Origin of the sequence: Ornithinimicrobium sp. CNJ-824 (assembly GCF_001942405.1) — a bacterium.
Classification (GTDB): Bacteria; Actinomycetota; Actinomycetes; order Actinomycetales; family Dermatophilaceae; genus Ornithinicoccus; species Ornithinicoccus kibberensis.
The window spans coordinates 59,721-83,879 of the sequence record NZ_MKKA01000011.1 but is presented as its reverse complement, the minus strand read 5'-3'; the positions used below and the strand labels follow the sequence as shown (position 1 = coordinate 83,879).

Below are 24,159 nucleotides of genomic sequence, written 5' to 3'. Positions count from 1 at the left end.
CCGACCGACCGACACCACCACGACCGGAAGGAGAAGGAATGTATGGCAACGGATGGGGGATGGGCATGGGCATGGGCTGGATGTGGGTCGTGTGGCTGCTGATCATCATCGCCACCGTGGCCGTCGTGGCGCTGCTGGTCCGTTCCGGCGGCGACCGGGCCCGCACAGGCGGACCGGTCGACCAGCCACCGGCGCACGCGCCCGAGGAGGCGAGCGCCTCCGGCCGTAGGTCCGCGGCGCGCCGGATCCTCGACGAGCGCTACGCCCGCGGCGAGATCGACGAGCAGGACTACCTGGAGCGTCGCCGACGCCTCGACGAGCCGGACGGCTGAGCCCGACCTGCCCTCGCGCCGTGCCCCCCTGACCGCACCACCCCTGACCGATCGTGAAGGAACCGATGATGTCCAGCCCCCACGAGCAGCACGACCAGCACGAGTCCTCCCCCCACGAGCAGTCCGAGCAGGACCAGCACCAGCACAAGAAGCACGAGCGGAAGATGTACCTGATCTTCGCCGCGATGATCACCACCTCGACGGTGACGATGTTCCTGCTGACCTACACCAACGCCTGGACCTGGGCGCACATGACGTTCAGCGAGGAGCGGGTCTACATGGCCCTGCTCATGGGCTCGGCGATGGCCATCATCATGCTCGGCTTCATGTGGGGGATGATGTACAAGAACGTCACGATCAACCTCGCCATCATCGCCGGTGCCCTCGTCCTGGGCCTGACCGCGCTGTGGCTGTCCCGGTCCCAGACCTTCGTGGAGGACCAGGCGTACATGAACGGGATGATCCCCCACCACTCGATCGCCATCCTCACCAGCGAGCGCGCCGACATCGACGACGTCCGCGTGCGCGAGCTGGCCGACGAGATCATCGAGGCCCAGCGCAAGGAGATCGCCGAGATGAAGTGGCTCGTGGAGGACATCGAGCAGAACGGCGCGGTGACCACCACCGAGGAGGCCGAGCAGCGCCCGGTACCGGAATTCGAGGCGAACCCGTGAGGTTCAGCTCCCGTGGGACAGGACAGGTGCCCTTCCTTCGCTGGTGCCGACGGCAGACCGGGAGGCCTACCACCGGGGGAGGCGCATGGTGATGGAGGTGCTGGCGACCGTCGCCGGGATCGTGGTGATCGTGATCGGTCTCCACGACATGTTCCACACCCTGCTGCACCCGACCGGGCAGGGGCGTCTGAGCCGCTTGGTGCTGGTCGGGGCGTGGCGGATCTCCAGGGCGACCGGGCACCGCCTGGGCTCGACCGTGGGGCCCTTGGCGATGGTCCTGGTCATCCTGCTGTGGGTGCTGCTGCAGCTGCTCGGGTGGGCACTGATCTATCTGCCGCACGTCCCCGAGGGGTTCATGTACTCCTCCGGGGTGGATCCCTCGGACTACCCGGACGTCCTGGAGGCCGTGTACCTGTCGGCGGTCACGCTGTCCACCCTGGGCTACGGGGACATGGTGGCGACCGACCTGTGGATCCGGACGGCTTCACCCCTGCAGGCCCTCACCGGGTTCGCCCTGCTCACCGCCGCCCTGACGTGGTTCACGCAGATCTACCCGCCCCTGTCCCGTCGTCGCTCCCTCGCCCTGGAGCTCAAGGGCCTGGCCGACAGCGACTGGGCGCAGAGCGTGGAGGACGAGGACGCCGCGGTGATGACCCGGGTGCTCGACACCCTCGCAGCCGAGGTGCTCAAGGTGCGCATCGACTTCGCCCAGCACAGTGAGGGCTTCTACTTCCAGGAGAGCGAGCCCGACCTCGCGCTGGCACGCCAGCTGCCCTACGCGCTCCAGCTGTGCGACGTGGCCCTGGCCTCGTCGCAGACGATCGTGCGACGCAGCGGGCGTCAGCTGTCACTGGCGATCGAGCAGCTCAGCTCGGAGCTCGACGACAACTTCCTGCACACCGGCGGCGACCCCGAGGAGGTGTTCGCCGCCTACGCGGCCGACCACGGCCAGGAAACGCGCGCCTGAGTCCGCACCGCTCCCGCGGGAGCAACCCCACGGGAGCGGGCACCGGGCACCGGGCGCCCGTCGACCTGTTCAGCCCAGGCTGGCGAGCAGGTCGGCGCACGCCTGCTCGCAGCGGCGGCAGGCCTCGGCGCACACCCGGCAGTGCTCGTGCATCTGGGCGTGCTGCTCGCACTCTTCGCCGCATGCCCGGCAGGCGGTGCGGCAGGCCTCCAGCGCGGCCCGGGTCGTCTCGAGGTTGTTCCCGGTCTGCCGTGACAGGACGTTGCCGGTGGCGGCGCAGACGTCGGCGCAGTCGAGGTTCTTGCGGATGCAGGTGACCAGGTCGGCCACCATGTCCTCGGCCAGGCACGCGTCGGCGCAGGCTGTGCAGGTCTGGGCGCACTCGAAGCACGCCTCGATGCACTCGGCGAGCTTCTGCTGGTCGATCGACCCCAGGTCCTTGGGGTAGGTCTTCAGCATCGTGGTCACGTGGTGGGTCATCGTGTTGCTCCCTTCCGTCGTGTCCGGCGTCGGTGCCGGTGTCTGGATCTGGTGCAGGGCCGGCCTGGGAGCCGGCCACGTCCGACGGTAGGCCCGGGGCGAACCGGTCGCGACCGGAACCGGCCCGTGCGGGGCGAGGGGGCCGTGGGATCCGCTCGTCGAGCCGTCGGCCTCGCACCGTCCGGCGTCCCAGCTGCCGGGCTCGAGGTGCGCAGGGGCGGTTCACGGGGAGAAGGAGGCCCAGAGGGCTCCGGACCCGATGCCGAGGAGGAGACTCAGGGCTGCGGTCGCGATCGCGGTGGTGCGTGACCAACGGCCGGGTGTGCCGGCGTCCTCCTGGTGCTGCTCCGGTGTCTCGGGGCGGGTGTAGAGGGGCGCGATCCAGCGCAGGTAGTAGAAGAGGCTGACGACGGTGTTGACGAGGACGAGGACGGCCAGCCAGGCGTACCCGGCGTCCCAGGCCGCGGCGGTGGTGGTCAGCTTGCCGACGAAGACCACGGTGGGTGGGGTGCCGACGAGTCCGAGGAGCGCCACGACCAGGGCTGCGGCGAGCCACGGATGGGCTCTGCCCATGCCCCGGTAGGAGCGCAGCTCGCGCCGTCGCGGGAGGGCGGTGGTGACGGCGAACGCGGAGAGGTTGGTGACGGTGTAACCGGTCAGGTAGAGCAGCAGCGAGGGCAGCGCGAGGTCGCTGCGTCCGGCGACCGCGACCGGCACGAACAGGTAGCCCACCTGGCTGACGGTGGACCAGCCCAGCAGTCGCCGGGGGTCGCTCTGCCAGTAGGCGGCGAGGTTTCCCAGCGTCATGCTGGTCACGGCCAGCAGCGCGACCAGCAACGGCCAGGCGAGGGTGTCGGGAAGCATCGCGACGAGCCGGTAGGCGGCGATCACCGCGCCGATCTTGGGCACGGTGGTGAGGAATGCCGCGACCGCTCCGCCGGCACCCTGCGCCGCGTCGGGGACCCAGAAGTGTCCTGGGGCGCCTCCGGCCTTGAACAGCAACCCACCCAGCACCGCCACGACGCCGGCGGCGACCACGCCTGCCGCGCGTCAGCTAGCCGGTCGCTCAGCTCGGCGTAGGCGTGGTGGCTGACACACCGTAGAGCAGCGTGACCCCGGCCAGCAGGAGGATGCCGAACAGGGCACCCAGCAGGTAGGTCTTCATCGCCGCCTCGGCGCCCAGGGGCGTGCGCGCGATCCCGATCAGGCCGTAGAGGGGGACGCTGGCCAGCAGGAACCCGACGGTCACGACGAGCAGGTCGTCCGCCCCGGCCAGGATCAGGGTGCCGGTGGTCGAGAACAGCAGCAGCGCGTAGGTCTCGCTCTCCCGGGGTGTGCCGGCGATCTCGTCGGAGGCCAGCGCCAGCACGACGAGGGTGCCGAGCGCGGCGACGATCCGGGCGACCCCGGTGGTGGTGTCGACCGTGAAGGTGCCTTCCATCGCCACCTGCGCCGGGCCGGGCAGGTCGAGGGCGGCCAGGGTGGCCGCCACGAGCAGGACGGCCGCGGCGACGACACGGGTGAGCCACTGTCGGGTCCGCGGCAGGAAGGACCCGCCCATCAGCACCGCGAGCCCGCCGAGGAACAGCACGATCTCCGGTGCGAGCAGGGCCGGCCGCATGGCCATGGACTCCACCGCGGCCTACCTCCCGACGAGCTGGACGAGGACCTGCGCCGCGGGCTCGATCACCTCGAGCAGCGGGCGGGGGAGGACACCGATGAGCAGCGAGAGTGCCAGCAGCGGAGCGATGGCCCACAGCTCGGCGGGACGCAGGTCGCCGAAGCCGGCGGAGACGCCCCTCGTCGGACCGGTGAAGATGCGCTGCAGCGCCCGCAGGAACAGCGCGGCGGTGATGAGGATGCCCACCAGCGCGACCGCGGTGACCGGTGCCGCGGCGATGCTGCCGGTGAAGATCTGGAACTCGGCGATGAAACCCGACAGGCCGGGCAGGCCGAGCGAGGCGAACGCACCGACGGCGAACAGGGTCGCGAGCCTGGGGGCAGGACCGGCCAGACCTCCGTAGGAGGCCATGTCGTAGGTGCCGGCCCGGTCCCACATCACCCCCGCGAGGAGGAACAGGGCAGCGGTGATCAGGCCGTGGCTGACCATCTGGGTGACGGCGCCGGTGACCGCCACGGACCGCGCCTGCGTGGTGTCGTCGGCGACGATCCCGGCGGCGCCGACGGCCAGGACGACGTAGCCCATGTGGTTGACCGAGGTGTAGGCGACCATACGCTTGAAGTCCGTCTGGGCCAGCGCCACCAGGGCGCCGTACACGACCGACACGATCCCGACCACGACGACCGCCCAGGCCGAGGCCCGCCAGGCCTCGGGCAGCATCGGCATCGCGATCCGCACGAATCCGTAGGTGCCCATCTTCAGCAGGACGCCGGCCAGGACGGCCGAGCCGATGGCCGGTGCGTCGGTGTGCGCCGGGGGCAGCCAGGTGTGGAACGGCACCGTGGGCGTCTTGACGGCCAGCCCGACCAGGATCGCGGCCAGGACCAGCCCCCCGGCCAGCGACGACCCCTCCAGCGGGGTCTGCTCGGCCAGCTCCACCATGTCGAACGTGTGCGGGTCGGCGGCGATGTAGAGCCCGATGAAACCGGCGAGCAGGGCCAGGGAGCCCAGGAAGGTGTAGAGGAAGAACTTCATCGCCGACCGGCCGGCCTCGCCGTGGCCCCAACCGGCGATCACGAAGTACATGCCGACGATGGACAGGTCGAAGAAGAGGAAGAACAGGATCAGGTCGGCGGCGACGAAGAGCCCCAGGCTCACGCTCTGCAGGAACAGGAACAGCGCCGCCTGGGTCCGGGGCCGGTCGCTGCTGCGGAGCGCGAAGACCGCGCAGGCCAGGAAGATCACCGCCGTCATCGCCACCAGAGGCAGGGACAGCCCGTCCACCCCGACGTGGTAGCTGCTGTTCACCCCGGGGATCCACTCGGCCCGCTCCTCGAACGCGAGCCGACCCGCCACCGGTGGCTCGTAGGTCAGCCACAGCGCAGCGACGAGCGCCAGGTCGCCGGCGGCGACGACCACCCAGACCCACCGTGCAGCACCGTCGCCCAGGCGTGACAGGGCCATCAGGGCCAGCGCGGCGGCCATGGGCAGGAAGACGATCAGACTGAGCACGTTCACCTCACCGCGAGCAGGAGCAGGACGCCGACCGCGAGGACCGCGACGGCCTGGACGTAGTAGTGGTGCAGCTGCCCGCTCTGCGGGCGACGTGCCATCCGACCGAGCTGGCGCACCCCTGCCGCGAGCTCCTCCGCGGCGCCGTCGAACCAGCGGTCGTCCGCCCGGCCGGCCCGCTGCGCCGCCTCCACGGTCGCCCCGGAACTGAGCTCGACCGCACCGTCGAGCACCCGGTCGTCGAACCTCGCCGCCCGGCGCGCCAGGCCCAGGGCGCCCGAGGCAGCCCCGGTCACGACCCGGTCCAGGACCCGGTCGTCGAAGCGGGCCAGCACCTGGGCCAGCGCCAGGGTCGGCAGGACGACGACGGTCCGCGTCGCCGGTTCCAGACCGAGCCAGCCGCGCGCCCACCGGGGCTGCGGTGCAGGTCGCCACCAGAGGAGCGCGAGCACGGCCAGCGCGATCCCCGCCGAGGCCAGCATCTCCAGCAGGGTGGGGTGCAGAGGTTCTTCCCCGAGAGCGCGGGAGAGCGTGTCGCCCACCGGCGGCAGCGCGAGCAGGCCCAGCACCAGCGCACCCAGGGCGAGCAGGACCATCGGTGCGCGTTCGAGCGCTCCGACGTGCCCGGTGCCCGGCTCCTCCTCGTCCAGGTGCCCCTCGACCAGGGCGCGCTCCGCGGCAGGGACTCTCCGCCACACCGCGACCAGGATCTTGCCGGCGTAGGCCGCCGACAGGGCGGCGGCGGCCAGGCCGACCGCGTACAACCACGGCGACTGCGCCAGAGCCGCGGCCAGGACCGCGTCCTTGGTCGCCCACAGGGCCAGGGGCGCGACCCCGGCCAACGACAGCACGCCGAGCGTGCTGGCCCAGCCCACCAGCGGCCAGCGCCGGGCGACCCCGCGCAGGCCGCTCAGGTGCTTGGTGCCCAGCGCCGTGAGCCAGGCCCCGGCGGCCAGGAACAGCAGCGCCTTGGTCGCGGCGTGCGCCACCAGGTGTGCCGCGCCTGCGCCGACCGAGGCCAGCCCGGCACCCATCACCACAAACCCCAGCTGGGCCGAGGTGGAGGCGGCGAGCAGCTGCTTGAGATCCTGCTGGGCCAGGGCCACGACTCCGAGCAGCAACGCGGTCAGCGCGCCGATCCAGGCCGCGGCCGGCGCGGCCCAGCCGGTGGAGGTGAGCAACGGTTCGGTCCGCAGCAGCAGGTAGCCGCCCATGGCGACCATCGCGGCCGAGTGCAGCAGCGCACTGACCGGGCTCGGGCCCTCCATCGCCCGGGACAGCCAGAACGAGAACGGCAGCTGGGCCGCCTTGCCCAGCGCCGCGACCAGGACACCGGCCGCCACCACGTGCCGCCACCCCTCGCTGCTGCCCGACAGGTCGGCCAGCGCCAGCCCGCCGCCACCGGCGAGGGCGGCCCCGGCCGCGAGGTAGAGACCGACGTCGGCTCCGCGGGTGGTCACGAACGCGGTGATCCCGGCGGAGACCCGGTGCTGCTCGCGCCACCAGAACCCGATCAGCGCGAACGACGTCGCACCCATGACCTCCCAGGCGAACAGCAGAGCGGGCAGCGTCTGCGCGGTCGCGGTCATGAGCGCGCTGGAGGCGAAGAGCAGCATGAGCCCGTGGAACCGTGCCCGCGACCGCCGGATCTCACCGGCGGAGAACAGCAGCACCAGCAGGGTGACGACCGCCACGGTCGGCACGACCAGGGCCGACAGGGCGTCCACGCCCAGGGCCAGGTCGCTGCCGGCCATGAACGGCACCGACACCTGCGGTCGGGCCACGGCGACGATCGCCGACAGGGCGGCGGTGAGGCCGGCCGTGGCCAGGGATGTGGGCACCACCGCACGCTCGAGCCGCGAGAGTGCCAGCGCGCCACCGACGACCGCGGGCAGCAGCACGAGCAGCCACAGCGCGGCCTGGGCCGTGGTCTGGTTCATCGGGACAGGTCCGTGGCCATGTCGGTCATGTCGGCCTGCCGTTCACGGTGCAGCAGGGTGGCGACCGCGAAGCCCATCGCCATCTCCAGGGTCATCGCGGCGATGATCACCAGGAGCAGGACCTGCCCGGTGGGGGCCGGAGCCAGGAACCACCAGAACCCAGCGGCGGCCAGGATGACCGCGTTGATCATCAGCTCCAGGCCCATCATCACCATGACGACGACCTGCTGGGAGATCGCGCCGTACAGACCGACGGAGAAGATCGCCGCGGCGATGAGCAGGGTCGCCTCCAGGGTCATCGGCCCACACCTCCGGGCTGGGGGTCGTCGGGGGTGGGCCGCCTCAGGTCGTCGCCGAACCGGTCGTACCGGGTGCGGTGAGCCGCCAGTACGACCCCGGCCACGATGGTGGCCACCATGACCGGGCTGATCACGGCCATCACGAGCATCTTCGGGCCCATCAGCGCCTCGCCGAGCGCCACAGTGACGTCCGGCGGTGGGCTCCCCCGACGGGTGGGCCAGTCCACCAGCAGGACGCCCGCCGCCAGCACCAGGAACGTGAGGACCGCCGCCGCGGCGGCGGTCCTGTTGCTGTGCACCATGCTCATCGGCATCAGGGCGGGGTTCATCCCCATGAACATGACCATGTACACGGCCATGACCGCCATCTCCATGACCATCATCAGGATCGTCACCACGCCCACGTAGTTCTGCTGCAGGAACAGCACCTGCAGGCCCACCGCGACGAAGGACAGCGCCAGGGCGTACGTGGCCCGGGCCATCGAGTCGACGTAGAAGACCGCGGCGCCGCTGAGGACCGCGACCAGCCCGAGGCCCCAGAAGGCGATGTCTGCGAGCACGGTCAGGACCTCCATACGGCGACGACGGCCACCAGCAGGTCCTGCACCAGCACGGCCGGAAGCAGCACCAGCCACCCCACCTCCATGAACGTGTCCGGCCGGAAGGCCGGCAACCGCCGACGCAACCAGACCAGCAGCGAGAGCACGGTCACCGTCTTGACCAGCACCCAGGCCCAGTCCGGCAGCAGCGGACCGGCACCTCCGCCGAGGAACATCGGGACCGCGAACGCCGCACCGGCCGCCAGCAGGGCGTAGCGGCCGGTCTCGAACACCAGCCGGTCCACACCGGACAGCTCTGCCCGCACGCCGCCGGCGACGTCGCTGCCCAGCGCCGGGGCGAACGGCCCCCCCACCGAGAAGGCCGCGACCCCGAGCAGGTAGACCAGGAAGGCCACCGGCATCCACACCACGAACCACAGCCCGTCCTGGGCCGCGGCGACCCTGCCCACGTTCAGGCTCTCCGCGGCGATCGCCGGGGCGACCAGAGCGAACATCAGGGGCAGCTCGTAACCGAGTCCGTGGGCCAGGAACCGGTAGCCCCCGACCAGCGAGTGCGCCGAGTTGGCGCCCCACCCGGTCAACCACACCAAGGCCCAGACCATGACGTCCATGGCGTTGAACCACATGACGCCCACGTCCAGGTCGAAGATCGTCCACCGGCCCAGCGGCACGACCGCCACCATCAGCGCGGCCGTGACGAGCAGCCCCGCACCACCGATGCGCCAGAGCAGGCTGTCGGCCTGCACCGTGGTGCGACGCCGTTGCCGCATCAGCCGGGCGGCCTCGCCGAAGGGCCGGGCAGCTCCGCCGGGTGCACCGCCCGGCCCGCCGCTGGAACGTGCGGAGAGGGCACCGTCGAGCACCGCGGCGACCACGACGAGGGCCCCGAGAACGGTGACCGCGGCGAACGCCCAGCCGGGCGCCACCGTGACGACCGGCGAGTCCGATCCTGCGACGTTCGGCATCGCGATCGGGTCAACCATGGGACACCTCGTGCTCGGCCTGGCCGGCCCGCAGCCCGTGCACGTCGAGGCTGGCCAGGACCAGACGCGCTGCTGCCAGATCCAGTCCGACGACCAGCTGCGCCAGGTGGTCGGTCCAGACGGCTGGGCGGACGTCGTGCCGCCGTTCCCCGCCGGCCGCGCGGTCCACCATGCGAAGCAAGCGGTCGTAGGTGTCACCCACGACGTCCACGGGCAGCCCGTGGTGGCGGACCTCCTCCTCGGTCAGCGGGCGCAGCCCCCGCAACGACCAGCGCAGCGCCCACGAACGACGCACCCGGCGGCGGAGCCGTCCGACGCCCGGGTCCGAAGGCCCGCCGCCAGTCTCCAGTGCCGCGTCCCGGATCCGTCTGGCCTGGGCCGCCGCATCGTCCCATCCGGCCAGCGCGAGCACGGAGACGAGGTTGTCGAGCCCGCGTGCCCGCGCGTCGGCCTCGTCCCCGCCCTGGTCTCCGGCGCCGAACACCTCAGCACGGGCCTGCGTCACGAGGTCCCCCTGCAGCGAGCAGTGCAGCACCAGGCCCGCAGGCCAGTGAGGGAGCACCGGGCCCAGCCGGACCTCCAGGACGTCCATCTCCAGACCGTCCCGGTCCCCACCACCCTCGGCCAGGGGAAGCCCGCCCGGAGCCATGTCCATGCCCGCGTGGCCGCCGTGCCCGGCGTGCTGCTCATGGTCGGCGTGTCCGCCGTGCCCGGCGTGCTGCTCATGGTCGGCGTGTCCGCCGTGTCCGGCGTGCTGCTCATGGTCGGCGTGTCCGCCGTGTCCGGCGTGCTGCTCATGGTCGGCGTGTCCGCCGTGTCCGGCGTGCTGCTCAGGGTGGGCGTGTCCGCCGTCCGCACCGCCTCCACCATGGTCATGGTGCCTGTTGTCGTCGTGGTGCCCGTCGTGAGCCTCGTGCCCGCGGCGGTCCTGGGGGGCATCGCCGGTGTCGTGGCCTTGGTGCCTGTGGTGGTGTTCCCGGGTGTCAGAGTCATGCTGCTCTGTGTCGACGCCGCCGGCATGGCGAGCTCCGTGCCCCTCGGAATGTTGCTGCTGCTCTCCCGTCTCGGGGCGGGTCGTCTCCGCCCCTCCTCCCGTCGGAAGAGATTCCGTCTCCTGTGCAGGACCCTCGTGACCGGCATGGCCTCGGTGTTCAGCTTGTCCACGAACCGTTTCATCGGCGTCACCCTGCGCAGGGTGGTCGTCGTGTCCACCGCGGTCGTGCCCGGCCGTCGCGTCGTGCCGTCTGCCTCTGAGCAGGTCGTCTGCTCCTGGGCGGTTCTCCGCATCCTGCCGGTGGCGAACGCGGTCAAGGAGGAGGGCGTGCGCGTCGTCGAGCACGGCGACGACGTCGTTGTGCCCCCGGGCCTGCACGCGCACCCGCGGCCCCGGCATCTGCTGCCACACGAGGTCGACGGCCTCGCAAAACCGTGGTCCGGGCGTGCCGCACACGATGAGGACGTCCGCATCTGCAGGGGACGGCGCGAGCTGCCATCCGCGCCCGACGACCGCACCCTCGACGAGCATCCGCGTGCGCGCCCACCCTGGAACCTCGACCACCAGGGCGTGCGCGTGCCGGGCAGCGAGAGCCAGGCTTGCGTGGCTCAGACCCATCGCAGCGCGCCTTCCCGCCATGCCCACAGGACGGCGACGAACAGCGCGGCCAGAAACAGAAACATCTCGACGACCGCCGTGGTCCCGATCTCGGCAACGACGACGGCCCAGGGGTACATGAAGAGCATTTCGACGTCGAAGGCCAGGAAGACTAGCGTCGTCAGGTACCACCGCACGTGGTACCTGGACAGCGCGTGCTGCTCCGGGATCCAGCCTGACTCGAACGGAAGCACCTCCAAGAGATCCGGCGTCACCGCCGTTCTCCGGTGGAGGGCATACAGCGCAAGGACGGGCACGACCGCGGCAACGGCCATCACCACGACACCCAGGTACATGGATCTCCCTTCGGCGCCCTAGATCCTGCCCCGGGGTCGAGCATCTGTCGACCCGGGCCATAGTCAGCCAGATGTCACCTATAGGTACAGCAGTCCCGATCCGCCATGTGCCGGTGGGCACGCATCTATATTCAAGGTGTGGGCGACTTGAGCGAGACCAATCACGTCCCGTACGCCCGCCCACGTATGGACACAGGTCACCTACGAGAACTGCGGCTCCGTAAGGGCATGTCGCAGCATGCGCTCTCGTTCAAGGTCGGGGTGCAGGGCGCTGCTGCCATCTCGGCCTGGGAACGAGGCGTCGCAACGCCTCGTCCTAGCACGCTGCTTCGAGTCGCAGAGGTGCTGGGCGTTGATCCCATCGAGCTTCTTGCAGTCGATGGGAGAGAGGGCGGAACGCTGCGCGAGTTGCGTGTCGTCCGAGGCATGACTCTCAGAGAACTCGCCGATATCGCCAGCACGTCGTCGTCGACGTTGCGACGGTGGGAGAGCGGGGACTTCGTCAGAGTGCCAGGCGCGGATGTCGTTCGCGCGCTAGCCCGTGCTCTAGACGTCGATCCCGCACAGGTCGAAGCGGCGCTGATGAGGGCTCGCAGTGCTACGGGCGAGCGGCCCTGATCTGAGCAGGCGCCGTGGTCGGGCGGACTCGGGTAAAGGTTTGGTAAGAACCCTCGGCGGGGCTGGGTCCGGCCTCTAGGCTCGAGATCGCCCAAGGTCTAGAGGGGGTCGCCGGTCAGTTGCTGCACGTTATCCACAGCTTCTGGAAATGGCGGTTGGTCGTCAGGGACTAGCGGTAATGTGCCAACTTGTCAGGGCGTGAGACCCAGACCGCAGGTTGGCCGCTTTGGTTGGCATGGAAGGAGGCCGAGGTATGTCGAGCACCCGGATAAGACTGGCGAGCCTGGTCGCAGTGGGGATGCTGGCCCTCACTGGCTGTTCCGATGCCCCCGGCGCTGGCAGCACCACGCCGGCGCCCAGCACAGCGGCGCCAACCACCGCGGAACCCGTCGCGACGACCGAAGCGCCGGCCGACGACGCCCAGACCGCCAGTGCGCCGCCGGAGCTGTCGGCAGAGGAGCAGGACGAGGCTGACATCGAGGAGACGCTGCAGCTCTACACAGTCGCGTTGAGCGACGCCTTCAACGGCGATGAATCGATCGAAGGTATCTATCCGTTTTCTCGGGACGCTGCCCGGGAGAAATGGGTCACCGAGGTGATGGCGGCACAGGCCCAAGAGCTCAGCTTCAGCGGGACCATGGATGTCGAGGCACGCGAGGTCACCGTCGGCGGGGAGACAGCAGAGGCGGTGGCGTGTCTAGACGTGTCGGCTGTCCAAGCGGTTGACGAGGACGGTAACTCGGTCATCACGGAGGATCGATTGGATCGAACGCTGCAGGACTACGTCCTGGAGCGTGACGACTCGGCCCAGTTGGGCTGGTACATCGTCGAGGACACGAATCGGAACGAGCCGTGCGACGGCTAGCGATCCTGTGGTCCACCCTGACGCTGATCATGGGATCCACCGTCTCCACCCTGGCCAGTGCGCCGGCCCAGGCCGAGCCAGAGTGTCGGGAAGTCAGTCCGATAACGGGCCAGTGCCTCATCTACGTTCCGCCGCCGCCGCCGGACTACCCGGCGCTCCCGAGAGACGTTCCTGGGGATCCTGGGGATGGCAGTGGTGGTGAGGAGCCGGTGTGTGCTGACCCGCTGGTGGATCGTGTGGTCCCGTGCGTCGTGCACGACTGGTACTGGTCGTATGACTGGGCGTGCTGGACGAAGTACGCCGACCCGCAGCTGCCGTGGAGCGATCCGGCGTGGAGCGGTCGGACCGATGGGGCGATCTTCTGGTGCTCCCGGGGAGTGACCCTGTCCGATCCGTTCCCTGCGGACACGATCCCTCGGTGGGCACCGTCCCCGCCGTGGGGTGCGCCTCCGGACCCGGAGGAGCTGGTCCGGGCGGCGGTGGAGTCGATGAATCTGAGGGCGATTCAGATCGGGATCGTGCCCGAGCAGGGGCCGGGCCGGGTCGGGCTGGTGGGGTTGCCGACGTGGATGTGGGTGCAGGACCTGGGCGGGTCGACGTGGGGGCCGATCACCAGGACCGCGACCAGCGGGCCGTGGTCGGTGACCGCCACCGCTGAGGTGGACCGGATCGAGTGGGACATGGGGGACGGGACGACGGTGGTCTGCACGACCCCGGGTACCCCGTACGAGGACCGGTTCGGTGACATGGACAGCCCGGACTGCGGCCACCGGTACGAGGCACAGGGGCACTACCCGGTCTCGGCGACCTCGTACTGGGTCATCACCTGGGCCGGCCTGGGCCGGTCCGGAACATCGAGATGGACCTGGTCCAGGAGGGGCAGATCGTGATGGGGGAGGCCCAGGTGCTGAGCCAGTAGCGCAGGCAACGTCACGGGTTCGGTGCGGGACAGCGCAAGCACCGCGCCAGACCAGCAAGATCGGGGAGAGACGCACATGGCGAAGAAGTTCGACCAGGCCGACGGTCAGGGCGGCACCGGCGGCTCGATCCCGCCCGGCACATCACCACCTGTGGCAGGGACGGGCGGGGTGGCGGCGCCGCCGAAGCTGCGCCGCCGGCCGTTGCTTGCCCTGGCGGGTCTGGGTCTGGTGGTGATGGGGGCCCTGCTGGCGGTGTGGGTGTACCTGTCCAACACCGATGCCACGAGTGCGGTGGCGGTGCGGGACACAGTGATGCGGGGGGAGACGATCACCGCGGCGGACCTGATGACGGTCCAGGTGACCGCGGACCCGGCCCTGGCGCTGGTGCCGGCCGGCGACCTGGACTCCTTCGTCGGGCAGCGTGCCGCCCGCGACCTGTCCGCCGGGGCGCTGCTGACCCCGGATGCGGCCGCCGAGCAGGTCGTCCCCGCCGCGGGGGAGTCCGTGGTGGGTCTGGCGCTGACGTCCGGGCTGATGCCCGGGGAACCGTTGATGGTGGGGGACCGAGTGCGGGTGGTGGCCACCCCCGGCCAGGCCGGGGACCCGGCGGCGTTCGAGTCCGCGGACACCGTGTTCGGGGCCGAGGTGGTCGGCGTGACTGCCTCGGTGGAGTCGCCGCAGACGGTGGTCTCGGTCCTGGTCCCGGAGCAGGACGCGGCACGGATCGCGCAGTGGGCCTCCGCGGGGCGGGCCGCCTTGGTGCTGGACAGCCGCGAGGGCGACTGAGATGGCGGTCATCACGCTGACCTCGGCCTCCGGCTCTCCGGGGGTGACCACGACCGCCCTGGGGTGGGCGCTGTCCCGGGGACGGCCCACCGTGCTGGTGGACGCCGACCCCACCGGCGGTGCGTCCATGCTGGCCGGGTACCTGCGCGGGCAGATGATGCCCCCGGACGCGCTGCTGGAGGCCTGGACGGCCCAGCAGCAGGGCCGGCTGCGGGCGGCGCTGCCGTCGCTGACCATGTCCCTGCCCGACTCACAGGTCGGGCTTCTGCCGGGTACCCGGTCGCACAGCCAGGCGCGGGGGCTGGTCGGCCTGTGGGAGCCGTTGCTGGCCGCGTTGAAGGCGTTGGAGGGCACGGGGCAGGACGTCCTGGTCGACGTGGGGCGTCTGGGTCTGGCCGGGTCGCCCACGCCGTTGCTGCACGGGGCGGACCTGGCCCTGGTGGTGTGCCGGGCCGACCTGGTGTCGTTGTCGGCCCTGCGGTCGTGGCTGGCCACCCTGCACACCGAGCTCGAGGAGGTCGGTGGGTCGTCCTCGCTGGGCGTGGTGATCGTCGGCCCCGGTCGGCCTTACAGCGAGGCCGAGGTCGGCAAGGTCCTGGCCCCTTTGTGCGGCGGCCGGTCCCCGGTCCTGGCATCCGTGGCCTGGGACCCGAAGGCTGCGGCCGCGTTCTCCGCCGGGGCGCAGGTGCGCCGGCTGGGCTCGAGCAAGCTCGTGGCCAGCCTGCGGCACCTCGACGACGCCGCCCGGAAACGGGTCGCGAGCACCACCCGCGATCTGAGTGAGGTGCCCTCGTGAGCATCGAGAACTACGCCGTCCAGCCCGAGGGGACGGCCAGCTGCGACCCGACCGGGCTGCCGCTGTTCACCACCCCGCCCACCACGGAGACCACCGCGGGGTCGTCCCGTGGCCGCCGGCGCGGGGGATTCACCCTGACCCAGGGCACGGGCGAGCATGCCGGTCACCCCTGCGCACGTGGTGCCTCCCACCCGGAGCAGGGTCGGGGCGACAACGTCGTGCTCCTGCAGACCAGGGACGGGGTTCGGTCGGGCCGGCACGGCTGGTCTCGGGGCGGACTGGACTGGGAGCTGGTGGCCAGCCTGCGGCAGCAGACCGCCGACCGCCTGTCCCAGGAAGGGACCCCCACCGGGGAGGACGACCGGGGCGCCCAGCAGGAGCGGGGACGGGCGATCATCACCGAGCTGCTGGGTCAGGAGGCCACCGAGCGGCTCCGCGCCGGGGAGGCCGCCTGGGACGCCGACGTGCAGAACGCCCTGTCTCGGGCGGTGTTCGACGCGGTGTTCGGGCTGGGCCGGTTGCAGCCGCTGGTCGATGATCCCGAGGTCGAGAACATCATGATCTTCGGCCACGACCAGGTCACCGTGGAGCTCACCGGGGGCCGGCAGGTCATGGCGGCGCCGGTGGCGGACTCCGACCAGGAGCTGGTGGACTTCCTGTCCTTCGTGGCCTCCCGTTCGGAGGTGAACGCCCGCCCGTTCTCCCCGTCCCACCCCGAGCTGCACCTGCGCCTCGACGGGGGTGCCCGGCTGGCGGCGCAGGCGTGGGTGACGCCGCGGCCGCAGGTGGTGATCCGTCGGCACCGGTTGACCCAGGTGTCCCTGGAGGACCTGGTCGACCTGGGCGCGTTGACCCCGGTCGCGGCCTCGTTCCTGGCCGCGGTGGTCCGTTCGGGGCGTTCGGTCGTGGTCTCGGGCGCCAGGGTGCGGGCAAGACGACGATGGTGCGGGCGTTGTGCAACGAGATCCCCCGGTATGAGGTCATCGGCACCTTCGAGACCGAGCACGAGCTGCACCTGCACCAGATGCCCGACCGGCACCCGTACGTGTTCGCCTGGGAGGCCAGGCCCGGGTCCGGTGAGGTCGGCCCGGACGGGTCACGGGCGGGGGAGTACACGCTGGACCAGGCGCTGCACGGCAGCTTCCGGATGAACCTGAACCGGCAGATCGTCGGTGAGGTCCGCGGCCCGGAGGCCGCGGCGATGCTCAAGGCCATGCAGTCGGGGTCGGGGTCCATCTCCACCACGCACGCGGCCCACGCGGTCGGGGCGGTGGAGAAGCTGGTGACCTGCGTCATGGAGTCGGGGCAGCACGCGACCCATGAGTTCGCCCTGCGGGCGGTCGCCTCCGGTGTCGACGTCGTGGTCCACGTCACCAAGCAGACCCTGCCGGCCGACGACGGGAGCGCGCAGGTGTCCCGTTTCGTCTCCGAGATCATCGCCGTCGCCCTGGGGGAGAAGCAGACCGGGTACGCGGTCACGCACGTGTTCAAGGCCGACCCCGGGTCCACGGTCGCCCGCCCGCACGTCCTGCCCGACGACTACCGCGACCTGGCCCGGTTCGGTTTCGACCTGGCCGGGTTCACCGACGCACAAGTTGGGACCGGGGCATGAGCACCGTGCTCGTCGCGGTCGCCGGCGCCCTGGTCGCCGGTGGCCTGCTCGCCCTGGGAGCAGGGCTGACGGCCCGGCCGGTACCCCCGGCCCGGCCACGCCGGGCCAGCACACGTCGGAGCAGGCTGAGCCCACGCACCCGGATGCTGGCCGGCATCGGTCTGGGCATCGGCGCTCTGGTGGCGGTGCTGACCGGGTGGGTGATCGCCCTGGTCATCGCTCCGCTGGCCCTGGCCGGTGTCCCGGTGCTGCTGGCCGCGCCCCCTGCGCAGCGGGAGGTCCAGCGGCTGGAGGCGATGGAGGAGTGGGTGCGCACGGTGGCGGGCACCCTGGGGGCAGGGGTCGGGCTGGAGCAGGCGCTGCTGCGGTCCCTGCGCTCCACCCCTGAGCCGATCAAACCGGAGGTGACCCGCCTGGCAGGCCGGCTGCGGGCCCGGTGGGCCACCGAGGACGCGCTGCGGGCCTTCGCCGACGACCTGGACGACCCGACCGGGGACCTGATCGCCGCCAACCTGGCCCTGGGGGCCCGCCGCCGCGGCGGCGGCCTGGCCACCGTGCTGGGTGCGCTGGCGCAGTCCGTGGGTGAGGACGTGCGCGCCCGGCGAGAGATCGAGTCCGACCGGGCCAAGCCGCGCAGCAACGCGCGCCTGATCACCGGTATCACCCTGTCGGTGCTGGTCTTCCTGTCCCTGTCCGGGAACTACATCGCCCCCTACGGGACCCCGGTCGGGCAGGTGCTGCTGGGCACCTTCCTGGCCATGTACGTCGGGATGCTGATCTGGCTGCGCACGATGGCCCGCGGCAAGCCGATGCCGCGCTTCATCGGCACCTCCGTGCGGGAGCGTGCGGCATGACCGCGCTGCAGCTGCTGCTGGCAGCCGGCGGGCTCGTCGGGGCCGGCCTGGCTCTGGTGCTGTTCCAGCTGGTCCCGTCCCACCCCGACCTGGGGCAGGCGCTGGCCCGGCTCTCCCCGGCCGGTGCCCGGGAGGCCCAGAACGCCGCCCTGGCCCAACCCCAGGTCAAGGGGTCCGGTGCGGACCGGGACGTGCGCGATGTGCTGGGTGCCTGGGGTGCCCGGCACCTGCCGGCCAACCTGTGGGGCAAAGTGGCACCGGCCGACCTGGCCGTGCTGGGGATGACCCCGGCGCGGTTCTACGGCGAGAAGATCCTGTACGCCTTCATCGGCCTGGTCGCCGGCCCCGTCCTGTCCGCCGCGGCCATGTTCTCCTTCTCCATCCCGGTGTACGTCCCGGTCCTGGCCACCCTCGTGCTGACCGTGGTGCTGTGGTTCGTCCCGACCTACAACGTGGTCACCGACGCCCGCGACGCCCGGGTCGAGTTCGCCCGTTCCCTGGGCGCGTTCGTCGACCTGGTCGCTCTGGAGATGGCCTCCGGGTCAGGCCCGAGGCAGTCGATGGAGGCCGCGGCCGCGGTCGGGGACTCCTGGGTGTTTCGTCGGATGCGGGAGGAGCTGGCACGCACCCGCTGGTCGGGGATCACCCCCTGGGACGCGCTGCGGCACCTGGGCGACGAGATCGACATGCCCGACCTGCACGAGCTGGCCGACATCATGCGCCTGGCCGGTGAGGACGGTGGACGGGTCTACCCCCAGCTGAAGGCCCGAGCGGCCAGCATGCGCTCGGCGATCCTGTCCGCGCAGAAGACCCGCGCCAACGAGGTCAGCGAACGGATGACCCTGCCGATGACCCTGCTCGGGATGATCTTCCTGCTCATCCTCATCACCCCCCAGGTCCTGCGCATGGTGGGGAGCTGACCGACACGGCACCACCACGCGAACCCTGCCGCCAGGACACCAATCCGACGAACTCAAGAACCATCCGCACCATCACGAAGGGGAGAAACCCATGAAGAAGTCCACTTTTCACTACAGCGCCCAGGTGCTCACCTGGCCGCGGCGTCTGCGCCAGGAGATCATCTCCCGCGGTGAGCGGGGGTCGATCTCGGTGGAGACCGTCGTCATCGCCCTGGGCCTGTTCGCCCTGGCCACCGTCATCGTCGGCCTGCTGACCGCCTGGGCGACCGGCAAGCTGGGTGGCCTGAGCTGATGACCCGCCGACTCGAACCACGTCCCCGGGGACGGGTGCGTGTTCTGGGTGCCACGCCCCGGGACCGTGGTTCGAGCTCGGTGGAGGTCGTCGTCCTGCTGCCGCTGGTGTTCCTGCTGCTGTTCAGCATGGTGCAGGGCGGCCTGTGGTTCCACGCCCGCGCGGTCGCCCTGGGCGCGGCCACCGAGGGTGCGCGCGTCGCCGCCGCGGAGAGCTCCTCGGCCGGTGCCGGGATCTCCGCAGCCACCTCGTTCATCGCCGATGCCGGCAGTGGCGTCGTGATCGACCCCGCCGTCACCGGGTCGCGGTCGGCCACGACCGCGACGGTGACCGTCACCGGGCAGGCGCAGAGCCTGATCCCTTTCCTGAACCCGTCGGTGGCCCAGTCGGCCAGCTTCCCGACCGAGAGGATCACCGGATGATCCGCGCGCGCAGGGACGGGTTCGACCGGGGGTCGGTGTCGGTGGAGATGGTGGTCCTGGGCCCGGTCCTGCTGTTCTTCGTCCTGGCGGTGTTCTTCGCCGGCCGGTACGCCCTGGCCCAGCAGTCCGTGCAGGCCGCGGCCGCCGAGGCGGCCCGGGCCGCCTCGATCGCCCGGTCGGCCGGGGAGGCGTCCGGTTCTGCGACCGGGGCAGCGTCGGCGTCGTTGGCCAACCAGGACGTGCGCTGCGCGACCCGGTCGGTGTCGGTGGACACCAGCGCCTTCGCGCAGGACCCCGGCACACCAGGGCTGGTGACCGCGACCGTGTCGTGCCAGGTCGACATGTCCGATCTGGCATTCCCAGGAATCCCTGGCAACCGAACCCTGGAGGCCACGATGTCTTCCCCGATCGACACCTACCGCTCGAGGCAGGGGTGAACGCGATGACCACGAACAGGGTGAGGGCTGGCCTGCGGGAGCAGACAGAGCGCGGTTCAGTGGGGATGTTCGTCATCGTCATCGCGGCCTCGTTCCTGATCATGGTCGGGCTTGCGGTGGACGTCTCCGGGCACCTGCACGCCATGCAGGAGGCCCGCGCCACCGCCCGTGAGGCCGCCCGCGTCGGGGGCCAGCAGGTGCAGACGCCCACCGGGGTCCGCGGCCTGGGGGCGGTGGCCGACCCCGGCCAGGCCGCAGCGGCCGCGCAGGCCTACCTTTCCAGCACCGGAGTCACCGGTTCGGCGTCCGTGACCGGCCCGGCCAGCATCAGCGTCGACGTCACCTCGGTCTACCCGACCAAGTTCCTGTCGATCATCGGCGTGGGAAGCCTGAGTGCCACCGGCACGGCGCAGGCACGGATCACCCGATCCGTGGGAGGAGTGGAGCAATGAAGCTGCGTCAACGCCTCATCGGCCTGGGCGCCCTGGTCGTCCTGGCCGGCATCCTGGTGGGACTGCCCGCCTTGTTGCTGGCCCTGGGCGGGAATCCGCTGCCGGAGACCCTCCCCAGCCTGGAGGAGGTCCGCGACGCCCTGTTGAGCCCCGACGACGGCACCCTGGCCCTGACCGGGGCCAAGCTGCTCGGCTGGGTGGTCTGGGCCGCCCTGAGCCTGAGCATCGTCGTCGAGGCCGTCTCGGCGCTGCGCGGCGTCCGAGCTCCGAGGCTGCCGGCCCTGTCCCTGCCCCAGTCCGGCATGCGACCCCTGGTTGTGGCCGCGCTGGCCCTGTTCATCGCCGCCCCCGGCGGGACCGTTCCGGAGGCCACGGCGGCCCCCGGCCCGGTCACCGCGCCGGCGGTTGCTTCCGCCCCAGTGACAACCGCAGCCGACACGGCCCCTGCCCCGGTCACGGCGACTCCTGCAACCACCACCGAGCAGGAGCCCACGAACCCCTACGTGGTGCGCCCTGGGGACACCCTGTGGTCCATCGCCGCCCAGCACCTGGGGTCCGGGCACGACTACCACCGCATCGTCGACCTCAACCCCGAGCGCCTGGCCGGTGGCGCCGACTGGGTCACCCCCGGCATGGTGCTGCAGCTCCCCGCGACCGAAGCCGGGACAGGCACCGGCGAGCAGGCCGGCCAGGAGCAGGAGGTGGTGGTGCAGACCGGCGACACCCTCAGCGGCCTGGCCGCCGAGCACCTGGGCGAGGCCGACCGGTGGCCAGAGATCTACGAGGCCTCCACCGGCACCGTCCAGCCGGACGGGCGACGCCTGAGCGACCCCGACCTGATCTATCCCGGCTGGCGCCTGGACCTGCCCGACTCGGCCGGGGGCCAGGAGCAGGAACGGTCGGCGCCGACCACCGCGGGTGCACGGACTACCGCCGGCGTCGGCACCGCCCTGGGGGCCCAGCCAGACACCCCTGACGACGCAGCCGAGCCGGAGCAGCCCGCCGAGGCGAGCCCGGCAGGTGGCGCGGCCGCCCGGTCAGGCGTCACCCTGGGTGCCGCCGCGGGCGCCAGCTCCATCGTCGACAGCGCCGCGCAGGCCGGACCCGACACTGGTGGAGACGTCGGTCCTACCGTCGTCGGTGGGGATGCTGCCGGGCATGGCAGAGACGCTGCTGGAGACGGCAGAGACGCTGGGGGAGACGACAGAGACGCTGCCGGGGACGTTGTTGAGGACACCCCACCGGCCTGGCTGCTGGAGGGCATCGTCGGGTCCGGGGCCCTGCTGGGAGGGGCGCTGTTCCTCGCGCTCACCTTGCGCCGCCGTTCCCGGTTCCGGACCCGCCGCCCCGGACGTGCCCTCGCCTCGCCCGACCCGGTCCTGGCCCCCGTGGAGAAGACGATCCAGACCCGCGGCCGGTCGGCGGCTCCCACCCTGGAACAGCTGGACCAGGCCCTGCGTCGCCTCGGTGGTGCCTGCGCTGCAACCGGGGCCCCCGTCCCGGCCGTGGCGGCCGTTCAGCTGGCCGGTGACGGCCTGTGGCTGCACCTGTCCGAACCGGCCGACCTGGGAGCCCCGTGGGAGGACACCGGGGACGGGCAGCACTGGTTCCTGCCCGCTGGCACGCCGGTGGAGCAGATCGGCCCGCTCGAGCAGGACGCTCCTGCACCGTTCCCGCTGCTGGTCTCCATCGGCGCCGGGGACGACGGGTCGGCGTGGTTGCTGAACCTGGAGGACCTGGAGGTGGCCCTGACCGGGCAGGACGAGTATGTGGACGACCTGGCCCGCTACCTGGCTGCGGAGGTCGCGGTGAACCCGTGGTCGGCCGGGGTCCGGCTGGACTGCGTCGGTATCGCCTCCGAGGTCGCCCCGATGAACCCTGCCCGGGTGCGCGTCGCGGACGTCGGCGCCGTCGAGGACCTGGTCGCCGAGGTTGTCGGCGTGATCGACCGGGTGGGGGAGGGGGACGTGCCCACCGCCCGGGTGCGCCAGGACGGCGAGGACACCTGGCCGGCCCGGCTGGTCCTGCTCAGCGCCGACGGTGTGGCGTCTGCGGCCACTGACCAGCTGCGCCAGCTGCTGGTCCAGCACGCCGGGAGCACGGGCGCTTCCGTGGTCGTCCGCAGCGGCACCCCTACCGACACCGCGGTGCACATCGAAGCCACCGCCGACGGGCGGGTACGTATCCCCGCCGCGGGGCTGGACCTGGTCGGTGTGGGCCTGACTGCCGACGAGGCGGCCGGGTGCGCGGCGCTGCTGGCCCAGTCGCACGCCGAGGCCGACGTGCCGATGCCGGTAGCCACCCCTGACAGCGATGAGTGCGAGGAGGACTGGCGGGGCTGGACCGACCAGGCCGGCGCCATTCGCCCTGAGCACAGCGCCGGGCGGGACGCGGCCGTCGACCACCAGGACCTGGCGACGCTACTGCCCGAGGGGGATGAGGTCTACGAGCAGGAGGCGGCCACCACGGCAGAGGACCTCTCGACGCTGGCCCCGCGCGTGGAGCCCGACGTCGCCCGGCAGGTGCTGCAGGCCGACCCCACCCTGGATGCCGACCTGGCCGCATGGTGGGACCCGGTCGTCCGCGTCCCCCGGCTCAGCCTGCTGGGCCCGGTCCAGGCCAAGACGTGGGGCAAACCGTTGGCCGAGCGCAAGGGGTACATGACCGAGCTGCTGGCCTACCTGGCGCTGCATCCGCACGGGGTCACCACCGTGCAGACGGCCGAGCGTTCGGGATCACCGAGACCAGGACCCGCGACTACATCGGCCGGTGCCGGGACTGGCTCGGCACCGACCCGGTCACCGGCGAGCTGCACATTCCGCACGTCCAGGACGCCCCCGCCACCCGCGAACGTGGCGTGAACGTTTACCAGGTGCTCGGCCTGCTGGTCGACGTCGACCTCTTCCGCCGGCTCCGTACCCGGGCCGTCGCCCGCGGCGGCGGCGAGGGCATCGAGGACCTCAAGGCTGCGCTGCGCTTGGTCCAGGGGCGCCCCTTCGACCAGCTTCGCCGCGGCGGCTGGGCCTGGCTGTTCGAGGGGGACCGGCTCGACCACCACATGACTTGCGCGGTGGTCGACGTCGCCCACATCGTCGCCACCCACGACCTGCAGACCGGCGACCTGGCCGGGGCGCGGGCGGCCGCGGAGATCGCCTTCCTCGCCGCCCCGGACGAGGAGATCCCTACGCTCGACCTGGTCGCGGTCACCGCACGGGAGGGCAACACCGCCGAGGCGGTCCGGCTGCTGCAGACCGACGTCTGCAACCGCACCGACGACCCCGACCTGCCACCGGGCGACCTGCCCGAACGTACCCAGCGCATCCTTGATCGCCACGGTTGGCTGGAGGACCGCAAGGAAGCCGTCTGACCTAGCGGCCCCGCAGGCAGCAACCCCCACGCAACTCTCCCCGGAGTCTCCCCCTCGCGTGGGGGTTGCTCTATGCCCGGACATAAAAGCGCGCATCACGCACTGGCGCTGCTCCTCTATCCCCCGAGGGCAGAGAGGACCTCTCGTAGCCGCTCCCACACCCAGTGGGCGGTCGGGACTGCCTGCACCAGACTCCACAACACTCTGACTGTTCGCCTGTCTCCGTCATGGCTCCCGGAGGGAAGCGGCTACTCCGCACTCTCGTCGTGCTGTCCTCGTCCCGCGTCACTCATGGTCACGTCCTTCCTCCGGGGCGCACCGGTCGAGCGCCTTCGTAAGGACCTGTGCCAGCAGGGTCGCCGGCCAGGTCGACTTCTGCTGGTGCGGGGATCCGGCGGGATTGGCAAGGGGTCCGCACGGACTTTTCCGGAGACGTTCAGAGACGCGGTCTGACCTGCGGTTTCACAGCGTCTCCCCTCTGGCGCACCGGCTAGATCGGGCCT

The 24,159-nt window shown here is 71.5% G+C and carries 27 protein-coding genes; 18 read left to right on the top strand and 9 right to left on the bottom strand.

Annotated elements, in window-relative coordinates; all coding sequences use genetic code 11:
* The first annotated feature begins 38 nt into the window (after positions 1-38).
* From BJF81_RS04780 to BJF81_RS04770, 3 genes are all read left to right on the top strand, one after another.
* Positions 39-332 carry an SHOCT domain-containing protein gene (locus BJF81_RS04780; protein WP_075957362.1) on the top strand — a complete coding sequence of 98 codons (294 nt, stop codon included), beginning with the start codon at positions 39-41 and terminating at the stop codon, positions 330-332.
* Positions 333-400: 68 nt separating this feature from the next.
* The gene (locus BJF81_RS04775) at positions 401-1,006 is read left to right on the top strand and encodes a DUF305 domain-containing protein (RefSeq protein ID WP_202817428.1); all 606 of its coding nucleotides are present in this window, start codon (positions 401-403) and stop codon (positions 1,004-1,006) included.
* Between the two features lie 43 nt (positions 1,007-1,049).
* A complete protein-coding gene (locus BJF81_RS04770) occupies positions 1,050-1,973 on the top strand; it encodes a potassium channel family protein (protein ID WP_237770026.1) in 924 nt (307 codons plus the stop codon).
* A 69-nt stretch (positions 1,974-2,042) separates the two neighbouring features.
* On the opposite strand, the gene BJF81_RS04765 is transcribed toward BJF81_RS04770, so the two are convergent.
* The 9 genes from BJF81_RS04765 to BJF81_RS04730 all read right to left on the bottom strand — a co-directional run bounded on the left by BJF81_RS04765 (position 2,043) and on the right by BJF81_RS04730 (position 10,023).
* Positions 2,043-2,453 carry a four-helix bundle copper-binding protein gene (locus BJF81_RS04765; protein WP_075957361.1) on the bottom strand — a complete coding sequence of 137 codons (411 nt, stop codon included), beginning with the start codon at positions 2,451-2,453 and terminating at the stop codon, positions 2,043-2,045.
* Between the two features lie 222 nt (positions 2,454-2,675).
* Positions 2,676-3,491, bottom strand: coding sequence for an NADH-quinone oxidoreductase subunit N (locus BJF81_RS04760; protein WP_269087310.1), 816 nt, complete (start codon positions 3,489-3,491; stop codon positions 2,676-2,678).
* Positions 3,492-3,519: 28 nt separating this feature from the next.
* Complete coding sequence (locus BJF81_RS20255; RefSeq protein ID WP_269087309.1) at positions 3,520-4,080, bottom strand: proton-conducting transporter transmembrane domain-containing protein; 561 nt, start codon at positions 4,078-4,080, stop codon at positions 3,520-3,522.
* A 15-nt stretch (positions 4,081-4,095) separates the two neighbouring features.
* A complete protein-coding gene (locus BJF81_RS04755) occupies positions 4,096-5,586 on the bottom strand; it encodes a complex I subunit 4 family protein (protein WP_075957360.1) in 1,491 nt (496 codons plus the stop codon).
* A 2-nt stretch (positions 5,587-5,588) separates the two neighbouring features.
* Positions 5,589-7,526, bottom strand: coding sequence for a proton-conducting transporter transmembrane domain-containing protein (locus BJF81_RS04750; protein WP_075957359.1), 1,938 nt, complete (start codon positions 7,524-7,526; stop codon positions 5,589-5,591).
* Positions 7,523-7,825: an NADH-quinone oxidoreductase subunit NuoK gene (locus tag BJF81_RS04745; protein WP_075957358.1), complete on the bottom strand. Its 303-nt coding sequence runs from the start codon at positions 7,823-7,825 to the stop codon at positions 7,523-7,525. The genes BJF81_RS04750 and BJF81_RS04745 overlap by 4 nt, the downstream gene beginning before the upstream one ends.
* Positions 7,822-8,385: an NADH-quinone oxidoreductase subunit J gene (locus BJF81_RS04740; protein WP_075957618.1), complete on the bottom strand. Its 564-nt coding sequence runs from the start codon at positions 8,383-8,385 to the stop codon at positions 7,822-7,824. Before BJF81_RS04740 ends, BJF81_RS04745 begins: the two co-directional genes overlap by 4 nt.
* Before the next feature lie 2 nt (positions 8,386-8,387).
* Positions 8,388-9,368 (bottom strand): complex I subunit 1 family protein, encoded by a 981-nt coding sequence (locus tag BJF81_RS04735; RefSeq protein WP_237770025.1) that lies wholly within the window; start codon positions 9,366-9,368, stop codon positions 8,388-8,390.
* On the bottom strand, positions 9,361-10,023 hold the full coding sequence (locus tag BJF81_RS04730) for a hypothetical protein (RefSeq protein WP_075957357.1): 663 nt from the start codon (positions 10,021-10,023) through the stop codon (positions 9,361-9,363). The genes BJF81_RS04735 and BJF81_RS04730 overlap by 8 nt, the downstream gene beginning before the upstream one ends.
* Positions 10,024-10,029: 6 nt before the next feature.
* Between BJF81_RS04730 and BJF81_RS21320 the strand changes: the two genes are divergently transcribed.
* From BJF81_RS21320 to BJF81_RS04660, 15 genes are all read left to right on the top strand, one after another.
* Positions 10,030-11,337 (top strand): hypothetical protein, encoded by a 1,308-nt coding sequence (locus BJF81_RS21320; protein WP_446740534.1) that lies wholly within the window; start codon positions 10,030-10,032, stop codon positions 11,335-11,337.
* A gap of 116 nt (positions 11,338-11,453) precedes the next feature.
* The gene (locus BJF81_RS04720; RefSeq protein ID WP_158068613.1) at positions 11,454-11,933 is read left to right on the top strand and encodes a helix-turn-helix transcriptional regulator; all 480 of its coding nucleotides are present in this window, start codon (positions 11,454-11,456) and stop codon (positions 11,931-11,933) included.
* 253 nt (positions 11,934-12,186) lie between these two features.
* Entirely contained in the window at positions 12,187-12,798 is a 612-nt protein-coding gene (locus tag BJF81_RS04715) for a hypothetical protein (protein ID WP_075957355.1), read from the top strand.
* Positions 12,799-13,286: 488 nt separating this feature from the next.
* On the top strand, positions 13,287-13,688 hold the full coding sequence (locus tag BJF81_RS17255; protein ID WP_143780675.1) for an ATP/GTP-binding protein: 402 nt from the start codon (positions 13,287-13,289) through the stop codon (positions 13,686-13,688).
* Between the two features lie 105 nt (positions 13,689-13,793).
* Entirely contained in the window at positions 13,794-14,504 is a 711-nt protein-coding gene (locus tag BJF81_RS04705; RefSeq protein WP_083663997.1) for an SAF domain-containing protein, read from the top strand.
* Between the two features lies 1 nt (position 14,505).
* Positions 14,506-15,300: a hypothetical protein gene (locus BJF81_RS04700; protein ID WP_075957353.1), complete on the top strand. Its 795-nt coding sequence runs from the start codon at positions 14,506-14,508 to the stop codon at positions 15,298-15,300.
* A 940-nt stretch (positions 15,301-16,240) separates the two neighbouring features.
* Positions 16,241-16,912, top strand: coding sequence for an ATPase, T2SS/T4P/T4SS family (locus tag BJF81_RS19130; RefSeq protein WP_237770024.1), 672 nt, complete (start codon positions 16,241-16,243; stop codon positions 16,910-16,912).
* Positions 16,909-17,766, top strand: coding sequence for a type II secretion system F family protein (locus tag BJF81_RS04690; RefSeq protein ID WP_075957352.1), 858 nt, complete (start codon positions 16,909-16,911; stop codon positions 17,764-17,766). The genes BJF81_RS19130 and BJF81_RS04690 overlap by 4 nt, the downstream gene beginning before the upstream one ends.
* Positions 17,763-18,686 (top strand): type II secretion system F family protein, encoded by a 924-nt coding sequence (locus tag BJF81_RS04685; RefSeq protein ID WP_075957351.1) that lies wholly within the window; start codon positions 17,763-17,765, stop codon positions 18,684-18,686. The genes BJF81_RS04690 and BJF81_RS04685 overlap by 4 nt, the downstream gene beginning before the upstream one ends.
* Before the next feature lie 91 nt (positions 18,687-18,777).
* Positions 18,778-18,978, top strand: a complete 201-nt coding sequence (locus tag BJF81_RS17250; protein WP_143780674.1) for a hypothetical protein — start codon at positions 18,778-18,780, stop codon at positions 18,976-18,978.
* Positions 18,979-19,058: 80 nt separating this feature from the next.
* Entirely contained in the window at positions 19,059-19,400 is a 342-nt protein-coding gene (locus BJF81_RS04680) for a TadE/TadG family type IV pilus assembly protein (RefSeq protein WP_202817427.1), read from the top strand.
* Positions 19,397-19,837, top strand: coding sequence for a TadE/TadG family type IV pilus assembly protein (locus BJF81_RS04675; RefSeq protein WP_075957349.1), 441 nt, complete (start codon positions 19,397-19,399; stop codon positions 19,835-19,837). The genes BJF81_RS04680 and BJF81_RS04675 overlap by 4 nt, the downstream gene beginning before the upstream one ends.
* Before the next feature lie 65 nt (positions 19,838-19,902).
* Positions 19,903-20,289 carry a pilus assembly protein gene (locus BJF81_RS17245; protein WP_143780673.1) on the top strand — a complete coding sequence of 129 codons (387 nt, stop codon included), beginning with the start codon at positions 19,903-19,905 and terminating at the stop codon, positions 20,287-20,289.
* Positions 20,286-23,150, top strand: coding sequence for a LysM peptidoglycan-binding domain-containing protein (locus tag BJF81_RS04665; RefSeq protein WP_075957348.1), 2,865 nt, complete (start codon positions 20,286-20,288; stop codon positions 23,148-23,150). The genes BJF81_RS17245 and BJF81_RS04665 overlap by 4 nt, the downstream gene beginning before the upstream one ends.
* A complete protein-coding gene (locus BJF81_RS04660; RefSeq protein WP_075957347.1) occupies positions 23,147-23,656 on the top strand; it encodes a bacterial transcriptional activator domain-containing protein in 510 nt (169 codons plus the stop codon). The genes BJF81_RS04665 and BJF81_RS04660 overlap by 4 nt, the downstream gene beginning before the upstream one ends.
* The last annotated feature ends 503 nt before the right edge of the window (positions 23,657-24,159 follow it).